This is a genomic window from Amycolatopsis sp. CA-230715 (genome assembly GCF_018736145.1).
Taxonomy (GTDB): Bacteria; Actinomycetota; Actinomycetes; order Mycobacteriales; family Pseudonocardiaceae; genus Amycolatopsis.
This window is the reverse complement of record NZ_CP059997.1, coordinates 3,170,144-3,186,170: the sequence shown is the minus strand read 5'-3', so window position 1 is coordinate 3,186,170 and position 16,027 is coordinate 3,170,144. Positions and strand designations below refer to the sequence as shown.

13 protein-coding genes are annotated in these 16,027 nt (G+C 71.3%); 7 read left to right on the top strand and 6 right to left on the bottom strand.

Translation table 11 applies throughout. The annotated features are described in order from the left end of the window. Positions 1 to 12: 12 nt before the first annotated feature. The 3 genes from HUW46_RS14790 to HUW46_RS14780 all read right to left on the bottom strand — a co-directional run bounded on the left by HUW46_RS14790 (position 13) and on the right by HUW46_RS14780 (position 2,556). Positions 13 to 1,095, bottom strand: coding sequence for an IS630 family transposase (locus HUW46_RS14790; RefSeq protein ID WP_215542000.1), 1,083 nt, complete (start codon positions 1,093 to 1,095; stop codon positions 13 to 15). Between the two features lie 139 nt (positions 1,096 to 1,234). Further along, entirely contained in the window at positions 1,235 to 1,981 is a 747-nt protein-coding gene (locus HUW46_RS14785) for a phosphotransferase family protein (RefSeq protein WP_215547826.1), read from the bottom strand. Between the two features lie 32 nt (positions 1,982 to 2,013). Then, positions 2,014 to 2,556, bottom strand: a complete 543-nt coding sequence (locus HUW46_RS14780) for a GNAT family N-acetyltransferase (protein ID WP_215547825.1) — start codon at positions 2,554 to 2,556, stop codon at positions 2,014 to 2,016. A gap of 260 nt (positions 2,557 to 2,816) precedes the next feature. On the opposite strand from HUW46_RS14780, the gene HUW46_RS14775 reads away from it, so the two are divergent. From HUW46_RS14775 to HUW46_RS14760, 4 genes are read left to right on the top strand one after another with little or no spacing between them, the layout of a single operon-like run. After that, a complete protein-coding gene (locus HUW46_RS14775) occupies positions 2,817 to 3,545 on the top strand; it encodes a hypothetical protein (protein ID WP_215547824.1) in 729 nt (242 codons plus the stop codon). Then, entirely contained in the window at positions 3,545 to 5,149 is a 1,605-nt protein-coding gene (locus HUW46_RS14770; RefSeq protein ID WP_442860936.1) for a DNA polymerase Y family protein, read from the top strand. Before HUW46_RS14775 ends, HUW46_RS14770 begins: the two co-directional genes overlap by 1 nt. 60 nt (positions 5,150 to 5,209) lie before the next feature. Further along, entirely contained in the window at positions 5,210 to 5,365 is a 156-nt protein-coding gene (locus HUW46_RS14765) for a hypothetical protein (RefSeq protein ID WP_215547823.1), read from the top strand. Position 5,366: 1 nt separating this feature from the next. Next, positions 5,367 to 8,681, top strand: coding sequence for an error-prone DNA polymerase (locus HUW46_RS14760; protein ID WP_215547822.1), 3,315 nt, complete (start codon positions 5,367 to 5,369; stop codon positions 8,679 to 8,681). A 46-nt stretch (positions 8,682 to 8,727) separates the two neighbouring features. Here HUW46_RS14760 and HUW46_RS14755 read toward each other — a convergent pair whose 3' ends face one another. Further along, positions 8,728 to 9,687 carry an aldo/keto reductase gene (locus HUW46_RS14755; protein ID WP_215547821.1) on the bottom strand — a complete coding sequence of 320 codons (960 nt, stop codon included), beginning with the start codon at positions 9,685 to 9,687 and terminating at the stop codon, positions 8,728 to 8,730. A 90-nt stretch (positions 9,688 to 9,777) separates the two neighbouring features. Then, positions 9,778 to 10,098 carry a winged helix-turn-helix transcriptional regulator gene (locus HUW46_RS14750; protein WP_215547820.1) on the bottom strand — a complete coding sequence of 107 codons (321 nt, stop codon included), beginning with the start codon at positions 10,096 to 10,098 and terminating at the stop codon, positions 9,778 to 9,780. Between the two features lie 64 nt (positions 10,099 to 10,162). Here HUW46_RS14750 and HUW46_RS14745 point away from each other — a divergent pair, with 64 nt between their 5' ends. The 3 genes from HUW46_RS14745 to HUW46_RS14735 all read left to right on the top strand — a co-directional run bounded on the left by HUW46_RS14745 (position 10,163) and on the right by HUW46_RS14735 (position 12,972). Then, complete coding sequence (locus HUW46_RS14745; protein ID WP_215547819.1) at positions 10,163 to 10,816, top strand: NADPH-dependent F420 reductase; 654 nt, start codon at positions 10,163 to 10,165, stop codon at positions 10,814 to 10,816. Positions 10,817 to 11,095: 279 nt separating this feature from the next. Then, on the top strand, positions 11,096 to 12,343 hold the full coding sequence (locus HUW46_RS14740) for a reverse transcriptase family protein (protein WP_215547818.1): 1,248 nt from the start codon (positions 11,096 to 11,098) through the stop codon (positions 12,341 to 12,343). Positions 12,344 to 12,369: 26 nt separating this feature from the next. After that, positions 12,370 to 12,972 carry a pentapeptide repeat-containing protein gene (locus HUW46_RS14735; RefSeq protein WP_215547817.1) on the top strand — a complete coding sequence of 201 codons (603 nt, stop codon included), beginning with the start codon at positions 12,370 to 12,372 and terminating at the stop codon, positions 12,970 to 12,972. Between the two features lie 266 nt (positions 12,973 to 13,238). Here the strand turns inward: HUW46_RS14735 and HUW46_RS14730 are convergent, their stop codons facing one another. Continuing rightward, complete coding sequence (locus HUW46_RS14730; protein ID WP_215547816.1) at positions 13,239 to 15,878, bottom strand: TNT domain-containing protein; 2,640 nt, start codon at positions 15,876 to 15,878, stop codon at positions 13,239 to 13,241. Positions 15,879 to 16,027 lie beyond the last annotated feature (149 nt).

Here is a 16,027-nt window from a genome sequence, read left to right as displayed (position 1 = left end):
ATTCTGGTGTCTTTACTTTGCGTTGTTGTCGACGAGTTTCTTGATGTTGGTCTGGACGAGTCGGACCTTGGCGAGGATCTCGTCGGCGGTGGCGGTCCAGGTGAAGGGTGTGGCGGTGGTGTTCCAGTGCGTGATGTAGTCGCGGATCTGCTTGATCAGGACTTTCACGCTGGTGAAGGTGCCGCGACGGATGGACTGGCGGGTCATGATTCCGAACCAGGTCTCGATCTGGTTGATCCAGGAGGATCCCTTGGGCGTGAAGTGGAACCGCACGTTCGGGTTATCGGCCAACCAGGCCTGGACCTCCGGGGTGGTGTGGGTCGAGAGGTTGTCCAGCACGACATGAACTTCCTTGTCTGCGTGCGGTTTCACTGCCTTCTTCACGAACGCCAGGAACCGCACACCGTCGCGGACCGGCGCGCACTCGCCCACGACCTCGCCGGTGCCCACGTTCAACGCGGCGAACAAGTTCGTGGTGCCGTGCCGGACGTAGTCGTGGGTGCGTTGCTCGCTGGCGTCGAAGTCGATGGGCAGCAGCGGCTGCGTGCGGTCCAGGGCTTGGATCTGGGTCTTCTCATCGATACTGAGCACGACCGCCGCGCCGGGCGGGTGCAGGTAGAGCCCGACGATATCGGCGACCTTCTCGGCGAACTCCGGGTCTCCGCTGACCTTGAACGTGCCCTGCTTCTGTGGTCGAAGACCGTTCTCGCGCCACAGCTTCGCCACGTAATGATGCGACACATACCGACCCTCGGTCCGGACGATGAACGCGGCCATCTCCCGGCTCGACCAGTGCGACAGCCCTGTCTCGACCGGCGGGCTCATCCTGCTCACCGCCAGGATCCGAGCCCGGATCGCCGCGGGCACCTGCTCCCGCGGAGCACCCCGGGGGCGATCCAGCAACCCGGCGATCCCTTCAGCGCCGTACCGGCCCAGCCACAGATCCACCGTCGGCCGCGACACCCCAGCCAACACCGCGACGTCCTGCTTCAGCCGGCTCTCCGCGCGCCACAACACAATCCGCGCCCGCGTCGCCACCGTCGCCGGCACATCCGCGCTGTTCAGCAACGCCCGCAACTCGGCACGCTCGTCCACCGTCAACTCCACCCGACGAGTAAACCCCACACCCCATCAACACAACGTAAAGCCAACGGAATCACAGAACACTAGGCGGCGCGCGGCGCTCCCGGTGGCGGATTCGGCAACCTCCACATCGGACGGTGACCTCGGATTCTCACATCCGGGACTTCAGCACGTCGATCTCGCAGCCCGGCAAGGCCGGGTCGAAACCGTGCTCGATCAGCCAGCGGACGCCCCGCAGGCTTCGCAACGACCACCACGCGCGGATCACGTCGAGGTCGACGTCGGCACCGTAGCCGGCCAGGACGTCGTCCAGGTGCTCCTCGTGCCCGAGCGTCAGGGTGGCGAGGTCGAACAGGGCGTCGCCCTGGGCCGCCTCGGTCCAGTCGAGCACGCCGGTGATCTGGTCGCCGTCGGCGAACACGTGGCTGATCTGCAGATCGCCGTGCGTGAACACCGGTGTCCACGGCCGGAGCGCGGCCTCGGCGACCTCGCGGTTGCGGGTGATCAGCTCGGCGGGAAGGACGCCGTTGGCGAGGAGCCACTCGCATTCGCCGTCGAGCTGCGCCGCGATTTCGCCGTGGCTCCGGCCGGGCCACGGCGGCAGCGGCGCGTCGTGCAGCATCCGCACGGCGGCCCCCGCCGCTGCCCACGCCGCGGGCGACGCGGTCGACGGCTCGCCGAGGCGGCCGAGCGCCGTGCCGGGCAGCGCGGCGAGCGCCAGCACGGGCGGCTTCCGCCACCGGATCTCCGGCGTCGGGATCGGTGCCATGGCCATCGCTTCGACTTCGACGTCGGTGCGCGCCTGGTCGGAGTCGATCTTCAGGAACACGTCACCGACGCGGAGCGTCGCGCACTCGTGGTGGGCGACGACGACCTTGACCTCTGCCACGCCGGGCATTGTCGCGGAGATCGCCACCGGTGTCGCCGGATTTATCGCGCGAGGCGCACGTGGCGGTGCCCGGTCGCCGGGAATTCGGGCGGTGCGGCCGGGAGCAGGTCGCGCAACGCGTAGCCGCATTTGGCCGCCACGCGGCAGGAGGCCAGGTTGTCTTCCGCGTGCAGCAGATCCAAGCGGGTCAACGGAACCAGCTCCTGCGCGCACAACGCCCACTGCGAAAGGGATTCCAGCGCGCGGGCGGCGATGCCCCGGCCCCGGAACCGAGCGGAGGTCCAGTACCCGACCTCGGCGACACCGGCCGTACCGACCTTCACCACCACGTGGCCGACCGGTGCGCGGTCGTCCTCATCGGACGTCACGGCGAAGCTGAACCGCGTCGCGGCGGCCCACCCCGCCGCCTGCGCGTCCAGCCAGCGCCTGGCATCGGCTTCGTCGGCCAGCGAGGTGGCCAGCCAGCGGCGCAGTACCGGATCGCGATGGGCCGCGACCAGCGCGGCCAGGTCATCGGCGCGCCACGGGCGCAACAGCAGGGCGGCGGCGGATTCCGTCCGCGGTACCGAAAGTTCGACGGTCACGACCGTCCATTGTGCACCGCGGAAGTTCAGGTGCTGCCGAGTGCGAGCACCTCGTCGGCCGCCTTGGCGATCAGGGCGGCCAGACTGCCGGGAACACCGGTGGCAGGCGCCCCGCCTTGACAACGAAGGCGGGGCGGTGTTGACTGAAGGAGTCGAACAAGTGTTCGAACCGCTGCCTTCCCCGTGGCGGCTCGGGTGCCGTCGATCCGTGCTGGTTCCTTCGCGGGTGGCGGTTGTCGTGAGGGGGAAGGTGGTACCTGGTGACGGCTGGGTTGGTGGAGGAGCGTGCGGCGCCGTTGGCGCGGCTGGCGGCTCTGCCGGGGGTGAGCACGGCGAGCGGAGTCGCGGCCGCCGCTGTGCACGCACAGGTGACCGGGCAGGTTCTTCCGGTACTGCCGGAGCTCGCTGACCTGCTGCCCTCGGCCGGGCTCCGGCGCGGCACCACGGTGGCGGTTCACGGGTCCACGTCGCTGCTGCTCGCACTGCTCGCCGGTGCGACGGCGGACGGGGCCTGGGCCGCCGTGGTGGGGATGCCGAACCTCGGCCTGGTGGCGGCCGAGGAACTCGGGGTCGAGGTGGCCAGGCTCGCACTGGTGCCCCGGCCAGGGGCCGAGTTCGCTCCGGTCACCGCGGCCTTCCTGGACGGGATGGATCTGGTGGCGGTCGATCCCAGGGCGCTGGGCCGGGCTCGTGGTGCCCCCGGCCCAGCGCCGCAGGTCGCGCGGCGGCTTTCCGCGCGGGCGCGGCATCGCGGCGCCGTGCTCGTGACGTTCGGGTCGTGGCCGGGCGCCGACGTCGAGCTGAGCTGTGAGCCGGGCGGCTGGACGGGCCTCGAAGCCGGGTACGGCCGGTTCCGCGCGCGACGGGTGACCGTGCGGTCCGGTGGCAGGGGCTCGGCCGCGCGCCCCGCGCAGGCGGAGCTGCTGCTCCCGGGGGAAACCGGCGTGGCGAGGGCGGAATCCGTTCGCGCACTGGAAGAAGTGGGCTGATGTCCACAGTGGATTCCTTTGTGGACGAATCGTCGCCGCCGAGGATGCTGGTGCTGTGGTGCCCCGACTGGCCCGCGGTCGCCGGTGCCGCCGCGGCGGGGGTGCCGGCGAACCGGCCCGCCGCGGTGCTGCACGGCAACCGCGTGGTGGCCTGTTCGGCGGTGGCGAGGGCGAGCGGGGTGCGTCGGGGGATGCGCCGCCGCGAAGCCCAGTCCACCTGTCCGGAGCTGGCCGTCTTCGCCGACGACGAGACGAGGGACGCGCGCCTGTTCGAAACCGTCGCGATGGCGGTGGAGGAACTGGTCGTCGGGGTCGAGGTGGTCCGGCCGGGAATCGTGGCGGTCCCGGTGCGCGGCGCGGCGGGCTATTTCGGCGGCGAGGACGCGCTGGCCGAGCTGCTGGTCGACCACGTCTCCGGCAACGCGGGCGTGGAATGCCAGATCGGCGTCGCCGACGGGTTGTTCGCGGCGACGCTCGCGGCGCACCGGTCAATGTTCGTGCGGCGCGGGGAGGCCAGGGAGTTCCTCGCCCCGCTGGCGATCACCGAACTCGACCAGCCTGGCGCCGAGCGCGGCGAGCTGGTCGATCTGGTGAAACGGCTCGGCCTGCGCACCCTTGGCGCGTTCGCCGCGCTCGCCGAACGCGATGTGGTGTCCCGGTTCGGGGCTCGGGGCCTGCTCGCGCACCGGCTGGCGAACGGGCGCGCCGAACGCCCGCCGGACCGGCGGAAACCGCCGCCGGAGCTGAGCGTGGACAAGGCGTTCGAGCCCGCGCTCGACCGGGTGGACGCGGCCGCGTTCATGGCGAAGTCCCTCGCGAGCGGGTTCCACGCCGGGCTCGCCGCGCACGGCCTGGCGTGCACGATGCTCGGCATCTACGCCACCACCGAGAGCGGCGAAGAGCTGGCGAGGGTGTGGCGCTGCGCCGAACCGCTCACCCCCGAAGGGATCGCGGACCGGGTCCGCTGGCAGTTCGACGGCTGGCTGCGCGCGGTTCCCGGGGCGAGGCCGACGTCGGGGGTGTCGCGGCTCCGGCTGGTGCCGGAGGAAACCGTCGAAGGATCCTCGCTGCAGCAAGGGCTGTGGCAGGGCGGCGAGGACGGGGTCGCGGCGGAGCGGGCGAGCAGGGCGATGGTCAGGGTGCAGGGCCTGCTCGGCCCGGAGAGCGTGTTCACCGCGGTGCTCGACGGCGGGGCGGGCCCCGGCGAGCGGGTGCGCCTCGTGCCGTGGGGCGATCAGCGCGCCGAGCGGGACCCGCCGGGTGCGGCGTGGCCGCGCAGGCTGCCGAAGCCCGCGCCCGCGACCGTGCTCGCCGAACCGGTGCCGGTGCGGGTGCTCGGCCCGACCGGTGACGAGGTCGGGTTCACCGCGCGGCGCGTGCTGACGGGGCGGCCGTGCGCGGTTTCGGTGGACAGGGCGCCGGCGAGGGCGGTGCTCGACTGGGCGGGGCCGTGGCCGGTGGACAGCCGCTGGTGGACCGCGGAAGAGCGGCCGGAGCACGTCCGGCTGCAGGTGCTGCTCGCCGGTGCCGGCGCGGCGGCGCTGCTGCTGCGGGGGACGGGACGGGAAAGTCTGAAGTGGACAGTAGAAGGGATCTACGACTGATGGACGCGCGGTCAGGCGCAGCGGAAGCCGGGGTCGGCACGGCACGGAAGGCGGTGAAGCATGGAGGATCCGTTCCTCGGTGAGGTCAGCCGGTGGCTCGATTCGAAGCAGCCGGTTGCGGAGTCCACAGTGGATCCCCAAGAGGATCCGCCGGTGCCGCACTGGCTTTCGGTGCTGATCCCCTCGCCGAGGGAGTCGCTGGAGCGCCTCCGCTGACATGGGCTGGAACAACCCGAACGTGCCGTGGCACGAGCTGCGGCGCGCACTGAACGGAGACGGCGGAGACAGCCCGGCGTGGTCGAGGAAGCGCGAGGGCTATCTCCGCCCGTCGGACCTGCACGACCTGCGCGGCGACGACCTGTCCGGAAGCGGGCTGCGCACGCCGTACGCCGAGCTGCACTGCCATTCCCACTTCAGCTTCCTCGACGGGGCGAGTTCGCCAGAGGAGCTGGTCGAGGAGGCCGCGCGGCTCCAGCTCGACGCGCTCGCGATCACCGACCACGACGGCATGTACGGCGTGGTCCGGTTCGCCGAGGCCGCGCGGGAACTGGGCGTGCGCACCGTGTTCGGCACCGAACTCAGCTTCGGGCTGTCCGGCCCGCAGAACGGGGTCGCCGATCCCGAGGGCGAGCACCTGCTGCTGCTCGCCAGGAGTTCGGCAGGGTACGCGAGCCTGTGCCGGGCGACCACGTCCGGTCTCCTCGAAGGCCACGACCGCCCCGCGCCGGAGCGCGGCGCCGAAAAGGGCAGGCCGGTGTACGACCTGGAGGCCGTGGCTGAGGAGGTCAGGGGCAAGGCGGTGGTGCTCACCGGCTGCCGGAAGGGCGCGGTACGGAGCGCGTTGCGGCGCGACGGCGCTGCGGCGGCGGCCGAACAGCTTCGGCGGTTGCGGGACCTGTTCGGCGGGGAGCACGTGTACGTCGAACTGTTCGACCAAGGTTTTCCCGACGACAGCGCGCACAACGACGTGCTGGCAAGGCTCGCGGAAGACTTCGGGATGCCGGTGGTCGCGACGAACGCGGTGCACTACGCGCGCCCCGCGGGCAGCAGGCTCGCCGAGGCGATGGCCGCGATCCGGGCGCGCCGGTCGCTCGACGAGATGGAAGGCTGGTTGCCCGGCGCGGGAATGGCGTTCCTGCGCTCCGGCGACGAGATGGCGGAGCGTTTCGCGCGGTATCCCGGCGCGGTGCAGCGGTCCGCGCTGCTCGGCGTGGAATGCGCGTTCGACCTGAAACTGGTGGCGCCCGAGCTGCCGCCCTTCGAAGCCGGTGGGCTCAGCGAAAAGGAGTTCCTGCGCGAGCAGGTGCGGATCGGCGCGGCCAAGATGTACGGCACCAGGGAGGAGAGCCCCGAGGCGTACGCGCAGATCGACCACGAGATGGAGATCATCGAACGGCTCGAATTCCCCGGGTACTTCCTGATCGTCTGGGACATCGTGGAGTTCTGCCGTCGCAACGACATCCTGTGCCAGGGCAGGGGATCGGCCGCGAACTCGGCGGTCTGCTACGCGCTCGGCATCACCAAGGTCGACTCGGTGAAATGGGAACTGCTCTTCGAACGCTTCCTCGCCCCGGACCGGGACGGGTACCCCGACATCGATCTCGACATCGAATCCGATCGGCGCGAGGAAGCGATCCAGTACGTCTACGCCAAGCACGGGCGCCTGCGCACCGCGCAGGTGGCGAACGTGATCACCTACCGCGCGAAGTCCGCGGTGCGGGACGCGGCGCGCGCCTTCGGGTACTCGCCGGGGCAGCAGGACGCGTGGAGCAAGCAGATCGACCGCTGGGGTCCGTTGCGGGAGACCGAAAAGGACCACGACCACGACATCCCGCCGGAGGTCGTGGGGCTGGCTTCCGCGCTGGAGGACGCGCCGCGGCACCTCGGCATCCATTCCGGTGGCATGGTGATCTGCAAGCGCCCGGTGAGCGAGGTCTGCCCGATCGAATGGGCGCGGATGGCCGAGCGCAGCGTGCTGCAGTGGGAGAAGGACGACTGCGCCACGATCGGGCTGGTGAAGTTCGACCTGCTCGGCCTCGGCATGCTCTCCGCACTGCACTACATGCTGGACCTGGTGCGGGAGCACGAAGGCGTCGAAGTCGATCTGTCTACTTTGGACTTGGCGGACGAGGCCGTCTACAAGATGCTGCGCCGCGCGGACGCGATCGGCGTCTTCCAGGTCGAGAGCAGGGCGCAGCTCGCGACACTGCCCCGGTTGAAACCGAAGAAGTTCTACGATCTCGCGATCGAGGTGGCGCTGATCCGGCCCGGTCCCATCCAGGGCGGCTCGGTGCACCCCTACATCCGGCGCAAGAACGGTGTCGAAGAGCCGAAGTACGATCACCCGTTGCTGAAGAAGGCACTGGAGAAAACCCTTGGCGTGCCGCTGTTCCAGGAGCAGATGATGCAGATCGCGCTCGACGTCGCGGATTTCACCGCGGCCGAGGCCGATCAGCTCCGGCACGCCATGGGCGCCAAGCGATCCGAGAAGAAGATGGCACGGTTGCGCCAGCGCTTTCTCGACGGCGCCGCGGCGAACGGGGTCGACGAGCCGACCGCGGAGAAGATCTTCACCAAGCTCCAGGCGTTCGCGAACTTCGGCTTCCCGGAGAGTCACGCGCTGAGCTTCGCGTACCTGGTGTTCGCCAGCGCGTGGTTCAAGTTCTACCACCCGGCGGCGTTCTGCGCGGGCCTGCTCCGCGCGCAGCCCATGGGGTTCTACTCGCCGCAGTCACTGGTCGCCGACGCCAGGCGGCACGGCGTGACGGTGTTCGGGCCGGACGTGAACGCGAGCATGGAACACGCCACGCTCGAACCGCACGAAGGCGCGCAGGCGATCAGGAACGGCCTCGCCGGAGTGCGCATGATCGGCCAGAAACTGGCCGAAACGCTTGTTGCGGAACGAAAAAACGGCGGCCCGTTCACGAGCATGACCGATGTCGCGCGGCGCGTCCGGCTGACCACACCCCAGGTCGAAGCGCTGGCGACGGCGGGCGCGTTCGGCTGCTTCGGCGTCGAGCGCAGGGAAGCGCTGTGGGCGGCGGGCGCGGTCGCCGAGGACCGGCCGGACAAGCTGCCCGGCAGCGTGGTGGGCACCGAAGCACCCGCGCTGCCGGGAATGGACGAAGTGGACACCGCGGTCGCGGACGTGTGGGCGACCGGCCTGTCGCCGGACAGCTTCCCCACCCAGTTCGTGCGGGACCAGCTCGACGCGCTCGGCGTGGTGCCAGCCGACCGGCTGCACACCGTCGAACACGGGACTCGGGTGCTCGTCGGCGGCGCGGTGACGCACCGGCAGCGACCGGCCACCGCGGGCGGGATCACCTTCCTCAACCTCGAAGACGAAACGGGCATGGTGAACGTGGTCTGCTCGGCTGGCCTGTGGGGGCGCTACCACCGGATCGCCCGCACCAGCCCGGCGCTGCTGGTGCGGGGCATCGTCGAAAAATCCGAAGGCGTGGTGAACGTGCTCGCGGACCGGTTGCAGCACCTGACCTTGCGCATCCCCGCGAAATCCCGCGACTTCCGCTGACTTCCCTTGGCGGCAGGCGCTTTCCGCCGCCCCGCCTCACGAAGTGTCAGGAAGCGGAGGCGGTGGTCAGGGTTTCGAGTTCGGTGTCGGTGAGGGTCAGGTCGTGCAGGGCGACCAGTGCGGGCACCTGCTCGACGGTGCGCGCGGAGGCGATCGGCGCGGCCACCGTCGGCTGCTGCGCGAGCCAGGCCAGCGCGACGGTCGCCATCGCCACCCCGCGCGCGGCCGCGACCTCCTCCAGCGCCGCGAGGACGGCCACGCCGCGCTCGGTGTCCACGTAACCGCCCGCCAGACCGGGCAGGTCGCGCACGCTTTCGACGGTCTTGCCCGGCCGGTACTTCCCGGTCAGGAAACCGGAGGCGAGCGCGAAGTACGGGACGCAGGCCAGTCCTTCGCGCCGCACGATGTCGCGCCGCTCGCCCTCGTAGGTGTCGCGCGCGACGAGGTTGTAAGGCGGCTGGAGCGCCACGTAGCGGGACAGGCCCTCGCGGTCGGAGAAGGCGATCGAAGCGGCAAGCCGCTCGGGGCTGATGTTGGAGGCCGCGATGGCGCGGACCTTGCCCGCCTTCACCAGGCCGTCGAGCGCGGTGATGATGTCTTCGACCGGGACGGACTCGTCGTCGAAGTGGGTGTAGTAGAGGTCGATGTGATCGGTGCCCAGCCGCCGCAGCGATTCCTCGGCCGCGGCCTTGATGTTCGCCGGGGCGAGGCCCTTGAACTGCGGGTGGTCCCCGACCTTGGTCGCGACGACCACGTCGTCGCGGTTGCCGCGGGCGGCGAGCCACTTGCCGATGATGGCCTCGGACTGGCCAGGCTCGTTGCCCTGTTCCGGAAAGTAGTTCATGTACGAGTCGGAGGTGTCGACGAAGTTACCGCCCGCGGCGGAATAGGCGTCGAGCACGGCGAACGACTGCGCTTCGTCGGCGGTCCAGCCGAACACGTTCCCGCCGAGGCAGAACGGGGAAACGGCGAGGTCGGATTTGCCAAGAGGGCGAAGGAACGACATGGTTCGATTGAACCACTCCGACCGGTGCCCGTTCTGCCGGGAGACGCTGCCCGATCGGGAACCGTCCCGCTGGCAGTCCGGAATGGACGTTCAGGTGGGCAGTTCGGATTCGTGCTCGGCCACCCAGGCGGCGAGCGGGTCGAGCGCGAGCAGCAGCCCGCGGCCGAGTTCGGTCAGGTGGTAGTCCACCCGGGGCGGTGCTTCGGCGATCTTCACGTGCCGGACGAGCCGGTTCCGCTCCCGGCGCCGCAAGGTTTCGTTGAGGCTCTTCGCACTGATACCGCCGATCTCCTCGCGCAGCGCCCGCGGCCGTTTCGCGGTGTCGCGCAGCGCGTGCATCACCACCAGCGTCCAGGTTCCCGACACCAGGTCGAGGCCGGTGCGGGTGGGACAGTCGGCGAGAAAGGTCACCCGTCCAGTATCGCGCCGCCGATGGACACCGCGGGGTGTCCATCGGAATCCCTAGCCTCGCCGCATGCGAATCGGAATCATCGGGACCGGTGAGATGGCGGACGCGCTCGGGCGCCAATGGCTGCGAGCCGGTCATCGGGTACTGGTCGCCGGGCGTGACCCGGCGAAGAGCGCGGCGTTGAGCACACGGCTCGGCGACGGTGCGCGTGCGGGAAAACTCTTGGATGCCACCGCTTTCGGCGAAGTGGTCTTGCTCGCGGTACGCCGCACGGGCGTGCTGGACGTGATGCGTGCGGTTGGCGGAGCGCTGGCGGGGAAGGTGATCGTCGACTGCACGAATCCGATCGACGAAGCCGACGACTTCCGTGTCGTCACACTGGGTGGGCGCTCGATGGCCGAACGGATCGCCGCGCTGGCGCCCGGCGCGGAGGTGGTCAAGGCGTTCAACCTGTGCTCGTCGGGGTTGTGGCGCCGCGAACCGCCCACAGTGGACGGTCGGCCGCTCGTGGTTCCGTTCTGCGCGGATGGTTTCCGCGGCCGTGAGCGGGCGCGCCGCTTGATCACCGACGTCGGGTGCGATCCGCTGCCGTTCGGCGGGCTCGACCGGGCGGGGCAGCTCGAAGCGCTCGCGGGGACCGGGATCCGGTTGCTGGTGGCCGGGATCGGACTCGAATCGGTGTTGCCGTTCGCACAGCCGGGACCCGCGCCGCGGGCATGACCGCTACGCTGGGACGCCTGCGGCGACGCGGAGGTGAGCAGATGGGGACACCCATCCCTCCGGGGCAACCCCGGGGAGCACGACCACGCTGAGGCACGGCGCCCCACGCGCGTGTGCACGCTGCGCGTACCTGTTGGGAGCGCGCGGACGGCCACGGGAGAAAGGTCACCTCCGCTTCGCCGCGGCTCGACCGGCGAACGGGGGCGATGGGTGCGGTTCGGGTATGTCGGCGGCAGCGGCGAGTTCGATCCGGCGGAGTCGCGCCGGTATGCCGAAAGCATGGCGCTCCATCGCGCCACCGTCGCGCTCGACGGGCCGTGGGAGCCCGCCGCCGTCGCCGACCGGCTCGCGACCACCTCCATCGACTTCGAGGCGGCGCAAGAGCTTGCCGCGCGGCTCTTCGCGCTCTGCCCGTCCCGGCCGTTCGGGCCGCGTCAGCTCGCGAACCTGCTGCGTTCGCTGCCGGAACCGGCGCCTGCCGAGCCCAGCGCACCGGACCTGCCGTCCGAGGCCGCACCACGCGAATGGCGCTGGGGTGTGCCGCGCTGGGAGACCCCGGCCGAGGTCGCCCGAGCGCTCGATCTCACCGTCGGCGAACTCGAGTGGTTCGCCGATCTCGGCGGCTGGAACCGGCGCGCGCCGCTTCCGGTGCGGCACTACCGGTGCCGGTGGCTGCCCGGCGGCAGGCGGCTCGTGGAGGCGCCGAAACCGCGGCTCGCCGAACTGCAGCGGCGGATCCGGCGGCACGTGCTCGACCGGATCCCGGTGCACGACGCCGCGCACGGGTTCCGGCCGGGCCGGTCGCCGCTGACCTGCGCGCGTCCGCACGCGGGCCGCGCGCTCGTGGTGCGCATGGACCTCGAAGGGTTCTTCGCCGCGGTCAGCGGGTATCGCGTCCGCCGGATGCTGTGCCACAGCGGGTATCCGGACCAGGTCGCCGCGGTCGTCGCCGGTCTGCTCACCACCCGCGCGCCGGTCGACGTGCTCGGCGAACCGGACCGCGGCGACCCGGCGCGGTGGCGGCTCGCGCGCAACCTCGCCGCCGAACACCTGCCCCAGGGCGCGCCGTCGTCGCCCGCGGTGGCGAACGCGCTCGCGTACGGCCTCGACCGCAGGCTCGCCGGGCTGGCCGGAACGCTCGGCGCCACCTACACCCGGTACGCCGACGACCTCGCCTTCTCCGGTGACGCGGACCTGCCGTTGCACCGGCTGCTGCCCGGCGTCCGCAGGATCGCGCGCGAGGAGGGGTTTCGCGTCCGCGAGGACAAGACCGGGGTCGCCGCCGCGCACCAGCGCCAGCGGATCGCGGGGCTGGTGGTGAACTCGGCACCCGCGGTCGCGCGCGCCGAGTACGACGAACTGCGGGCGCTGCTGCACAACTGCGCCCGCACCGGGCCCGCGGCGCAGAATCGGGACGGCAGGCCGGATTTCGCGGCCTACCTGCTCGGGCGGATCGGGTGGGCGTCGACCGGAAACCCGGCGCGGGCGGCGAAGCTGAAGGAGATGTTCGGCCGGATCCCGTGGTGAGGGACGGGTATGGCAGGCTCGACGGTATGACGGCACCGGGTGGGATCGAGACCGGCGAGGACTACCGCGACGCCTCACTTCCCCAAGCCAGGTGGGAAAAACGCCGGTTCGTCGGCTGCGACTTCGCCGAGGCGAACTTGCGCGGCCTCGTGACGCAGGGCTGCACGTTCGACGACTGCGACTTCACGAAGGCGGACCTGAGCGAGTCGCGCCACCAGGGCAGCGCGTTCCGGTCGTGCACGTTCGACCGGACCGTGCTCGCCGACAGCCAGTGGTCGTCGAGCTCGTTCCTCGGATCGTCCTTTGTGGACATCGGCTTCGTCAGGGTGGCGTTGCGGGACTGCGATCTCTCGCTCGTTTCGCTGGCCGGGGCGCGGTTGCGCAAGGTGAACCTCGCCGGTCTCCGCTTCCGCGAAGCGAACCTGACCGATGCGCTGCTGCGGGACACCGACCTGCGCGAAGCGGACTTCAGCGGCGCGCGCCTGCACGGCGCCGATCTCGAAGGCGCCGATCTCCGCGGTGCGCGGGTGGACGCGAACGTGCTCACCCAGGCGAAACTGCGCGGCGCGCGGGTGGACCTGGACACCGCCGTCGCCTACGCCGCGGCGCACGGCCTCGTGGTGCGCTGACCCGGGGACATCCCGCCGGGTCCGACACCCGGCCCCGTACGCCCGTACGAACGGACCGTTCGTACGCCTAGGGGAGCCCCTGTTTTCAACGTTACCGCGCGGCACCGACAAAACGGGCGGGTTTCTAGGAGTCCGTACGAACGGACCGTTCGTACGCCCAGGGGAGCCCCTGATTTCAACACTACCGCGCGGCACCGACAAAAACGGGCCGAACAGAATGCCCGCCGCGCGGGAAACCGGTGCGCGGCGGGCATTCGGGGACGTTCTCAGTCGATCGGCGGTTCGCCGGGGTCGAGTTCGATCAGGTCGCCGTCGGCCACCAGCTCTTCGACGGAGGCGGGCAACAGGTACGCCGCACCGCCGCCGGGCTGGTTGAACCACGGGATCGCGACCCCGGTCAGCGCTTCGAGCGGGCGCTGCACGCGGTACACGTGGTACGGCCGGTTGACCCATTCCGGCACCAGCGACCGCTCTTCGAACGGCGTGCCCGCCACATAGGTCAGGTTGCCGTTCGGGTTGCCGAACCGGTCCAGCTCGCTGCCCGCTGGCAGCTCGCGCAGTTCCTTGCCGCGGAACAGGGTCAGCGGCGGCTCGCCCGCCATCGGGCTGATCGGCCACGGCTGCCCGCCGTTCGACCGTTCGGCAGACCTCGCGTCGTCACGGCGCGGCGGCCGGTCACGCCGCGCGGGCGGAGCGACCGGCTGGGAAAGTGCCGTCGCACCACCGAGCACCTCGTCGGCGCGGTTCGGCACGGCACCGCGCGGCGACGCGTCCGCCATCGGGACCGCGTCCGCGATCTGTGTCCGCGTGTTGTCCGGCACCGGGCGCTGCGGCGGTGGCGGCGCGGCCGGTTGCCTCGCTTCCTGCGGCGCCGGGTCCTGACGTCGCGCGGGCGGCGCGGTACCCGTGGCGATCTCCGGCGACAGCGTCGCCATCACGGGACGCTGCGGCGGCAACTCCTCTTCCGGCGGCTGCGCCTTGGCCTGCTGCCGCTGCTCGGGGCGGGACGCCCTCGCGGTGCCGTCCGGGTCGAGCAGAAGCTTCCCGAGCATGAACGCCGCGGCGTCCTCGGCGTCGCCGAACACCGCGGGGCTCGTGGGCCTGCCGCCGTCGAACCGGCTGACCCGCCAGCCCTCGTCGATCTCCTCGACGCCCCATCCCGCGTCGGCGGGGCCGCCGATGCGGTAGCTGTTCTCCGGCACGCCGAGCTGGACCAGCTTGGCGTGCAGCTGGTTCAGCGGCGGTTCGTCGGACTGCGGCGGCGAAGCCTGAGACGGCTCGCGGCGCGGAGGCGCCTGAGCGGGCGGGGCTTCGGGCGCCACCGGTGCGGACATCGCCGCCGGGACCGGCGCCGAGACCGGCTGCACGAGCTGCGTCGCCGGGCCTTCGTCGGCCTGCGGCGGCGAGGACAGCGCCGCCGAGGACAGCGCCGCCGAGGACAGCGCCGGCGAGGGCAGCGGTTCCGGCTGGTCGGAAGCGGGATGCGTCAGCAGCGGCGGCTCGTCCGGTTCGGCGGCGGCCTCCGGTTCGGGATCATCGCCGAGCACGGGCGGGGCGATCATCGTCGGCGGCCCGCCGTCGTCGTCGAAGGGCTGCGGATGCCGGTCGGGGTGTTCGCCGTTGCGGCCACCGTAAACCGGGGCTTCGTCGTACGGCTCGTGCTCGCTGACGTAGCCGCCCGGCCGCTCGGCGGTCTTCTCTTCCGGATCTTCGTCGTACGACTCGTGCGCTTCCGGCGCTTCGACGCCGTCGTGCCCGTTGGCGTGGTTCTCCGCATAAGCGGCGGCCGGTGCCGCGTAGGTGGTTTCTTCGGCCGCGTACCTGGCGGGTTCAGACTCGTCCTCCTGGTACCCCGGCGACGAAGCGTCGTAGGCGGGCTGGGCGTATTCGGCCGAGCCGGTGTGCTGCGGCGCGCCGTGCGATGGCTCGTCGAAATCGGGCTCGCCGAGGCTTTCCTCGTAGCCGGGTTCGACCGCGTAGCCCGAGCGCTCCGGCGGGTGCTGTTCGACGGGCACGGCGGCCGGCGCCGGTGGTGCCTGCTGCGGCGGCGCGGCCGGGGGCGGGCCGGGAGGCCGCGGCGGGGGCGCGCCGCGGGTGAGGTGCGCGGCGGCGGCCTGCACGGTCTGCTCGCCGACCTCCGGCAACGCGAACCCGGCCGACCGGATGTGCTGGACGAAATCGGGCTCCGGCGCGACCCCGTACTCGTGCAGGTAGAAGTTGACCGCGGCGGGCCAGATCCACACGCCGTCGGTGTGGAAGGCCACCGGCACCGCGGGGGCCGGGCTGGCGGCGAGCAGGTCGACGTCGTACCCGCGTTCGGATACCACCACCGGTGCGTGGTCGAGGTAGTCCAGCACGCGGTCCTGCTCGTCGACCTCGAGCTCGGGCCGGTTGATCACCGGCCTGCCGCCAGCGCCCTGGCCGTCGAAGATCCGCGCGATCCGGAAGTGCGGGCCCGGCTGCTCGGGGGCGAGCCCCGACCTGCGGCGCAGCAACCAGTCCGGCACGTTCTCCTCCGAGCGGGGGAACATCCTCAGCTCGTCGGCGTAGGCCTGCGGCGGCGGCGCGAGATCCCACTCGGGCTCTTCGCGGTCGTACTCGAGGTTGTAACTGGACGGGTGATCGAGCTGGTAGCGGGCGTTGAACCACGTCCCCCTGCCATCGCGGTACATGCCGGCGCGCAGCTTGCCGAAGAGGGTCGCGATGTCGTGCGTGGCCACCCACTCGTGGGTCTGGCCGTCGCCGGTGGCGACCTCTCCGGTCAGCTCGTGGTAACGCCCGACCGCGCGGTACTGCGCGGTCACGCGGCGCCAGTCGCGCGGCGCGGCCCGCAGCAGGGCGAGGCCGATCTGCTTGACCAGGGTGTCCTGCTCGGTCGCGTTCAGCTGGGTCGTCGGTTGAGCCACCGGTCCATTTTGACTCTTCGGCCGCGCTAATGCACCCGGGTCCTCCCCTTCGGCCTAGCCACCGCGGCGCCTTCAGCTGCCTGACCTCGGTCGAGCAGGGGTGGGTGAGTTATCGGTATCACTCTCATCAGGATGGATCGACACGGTGT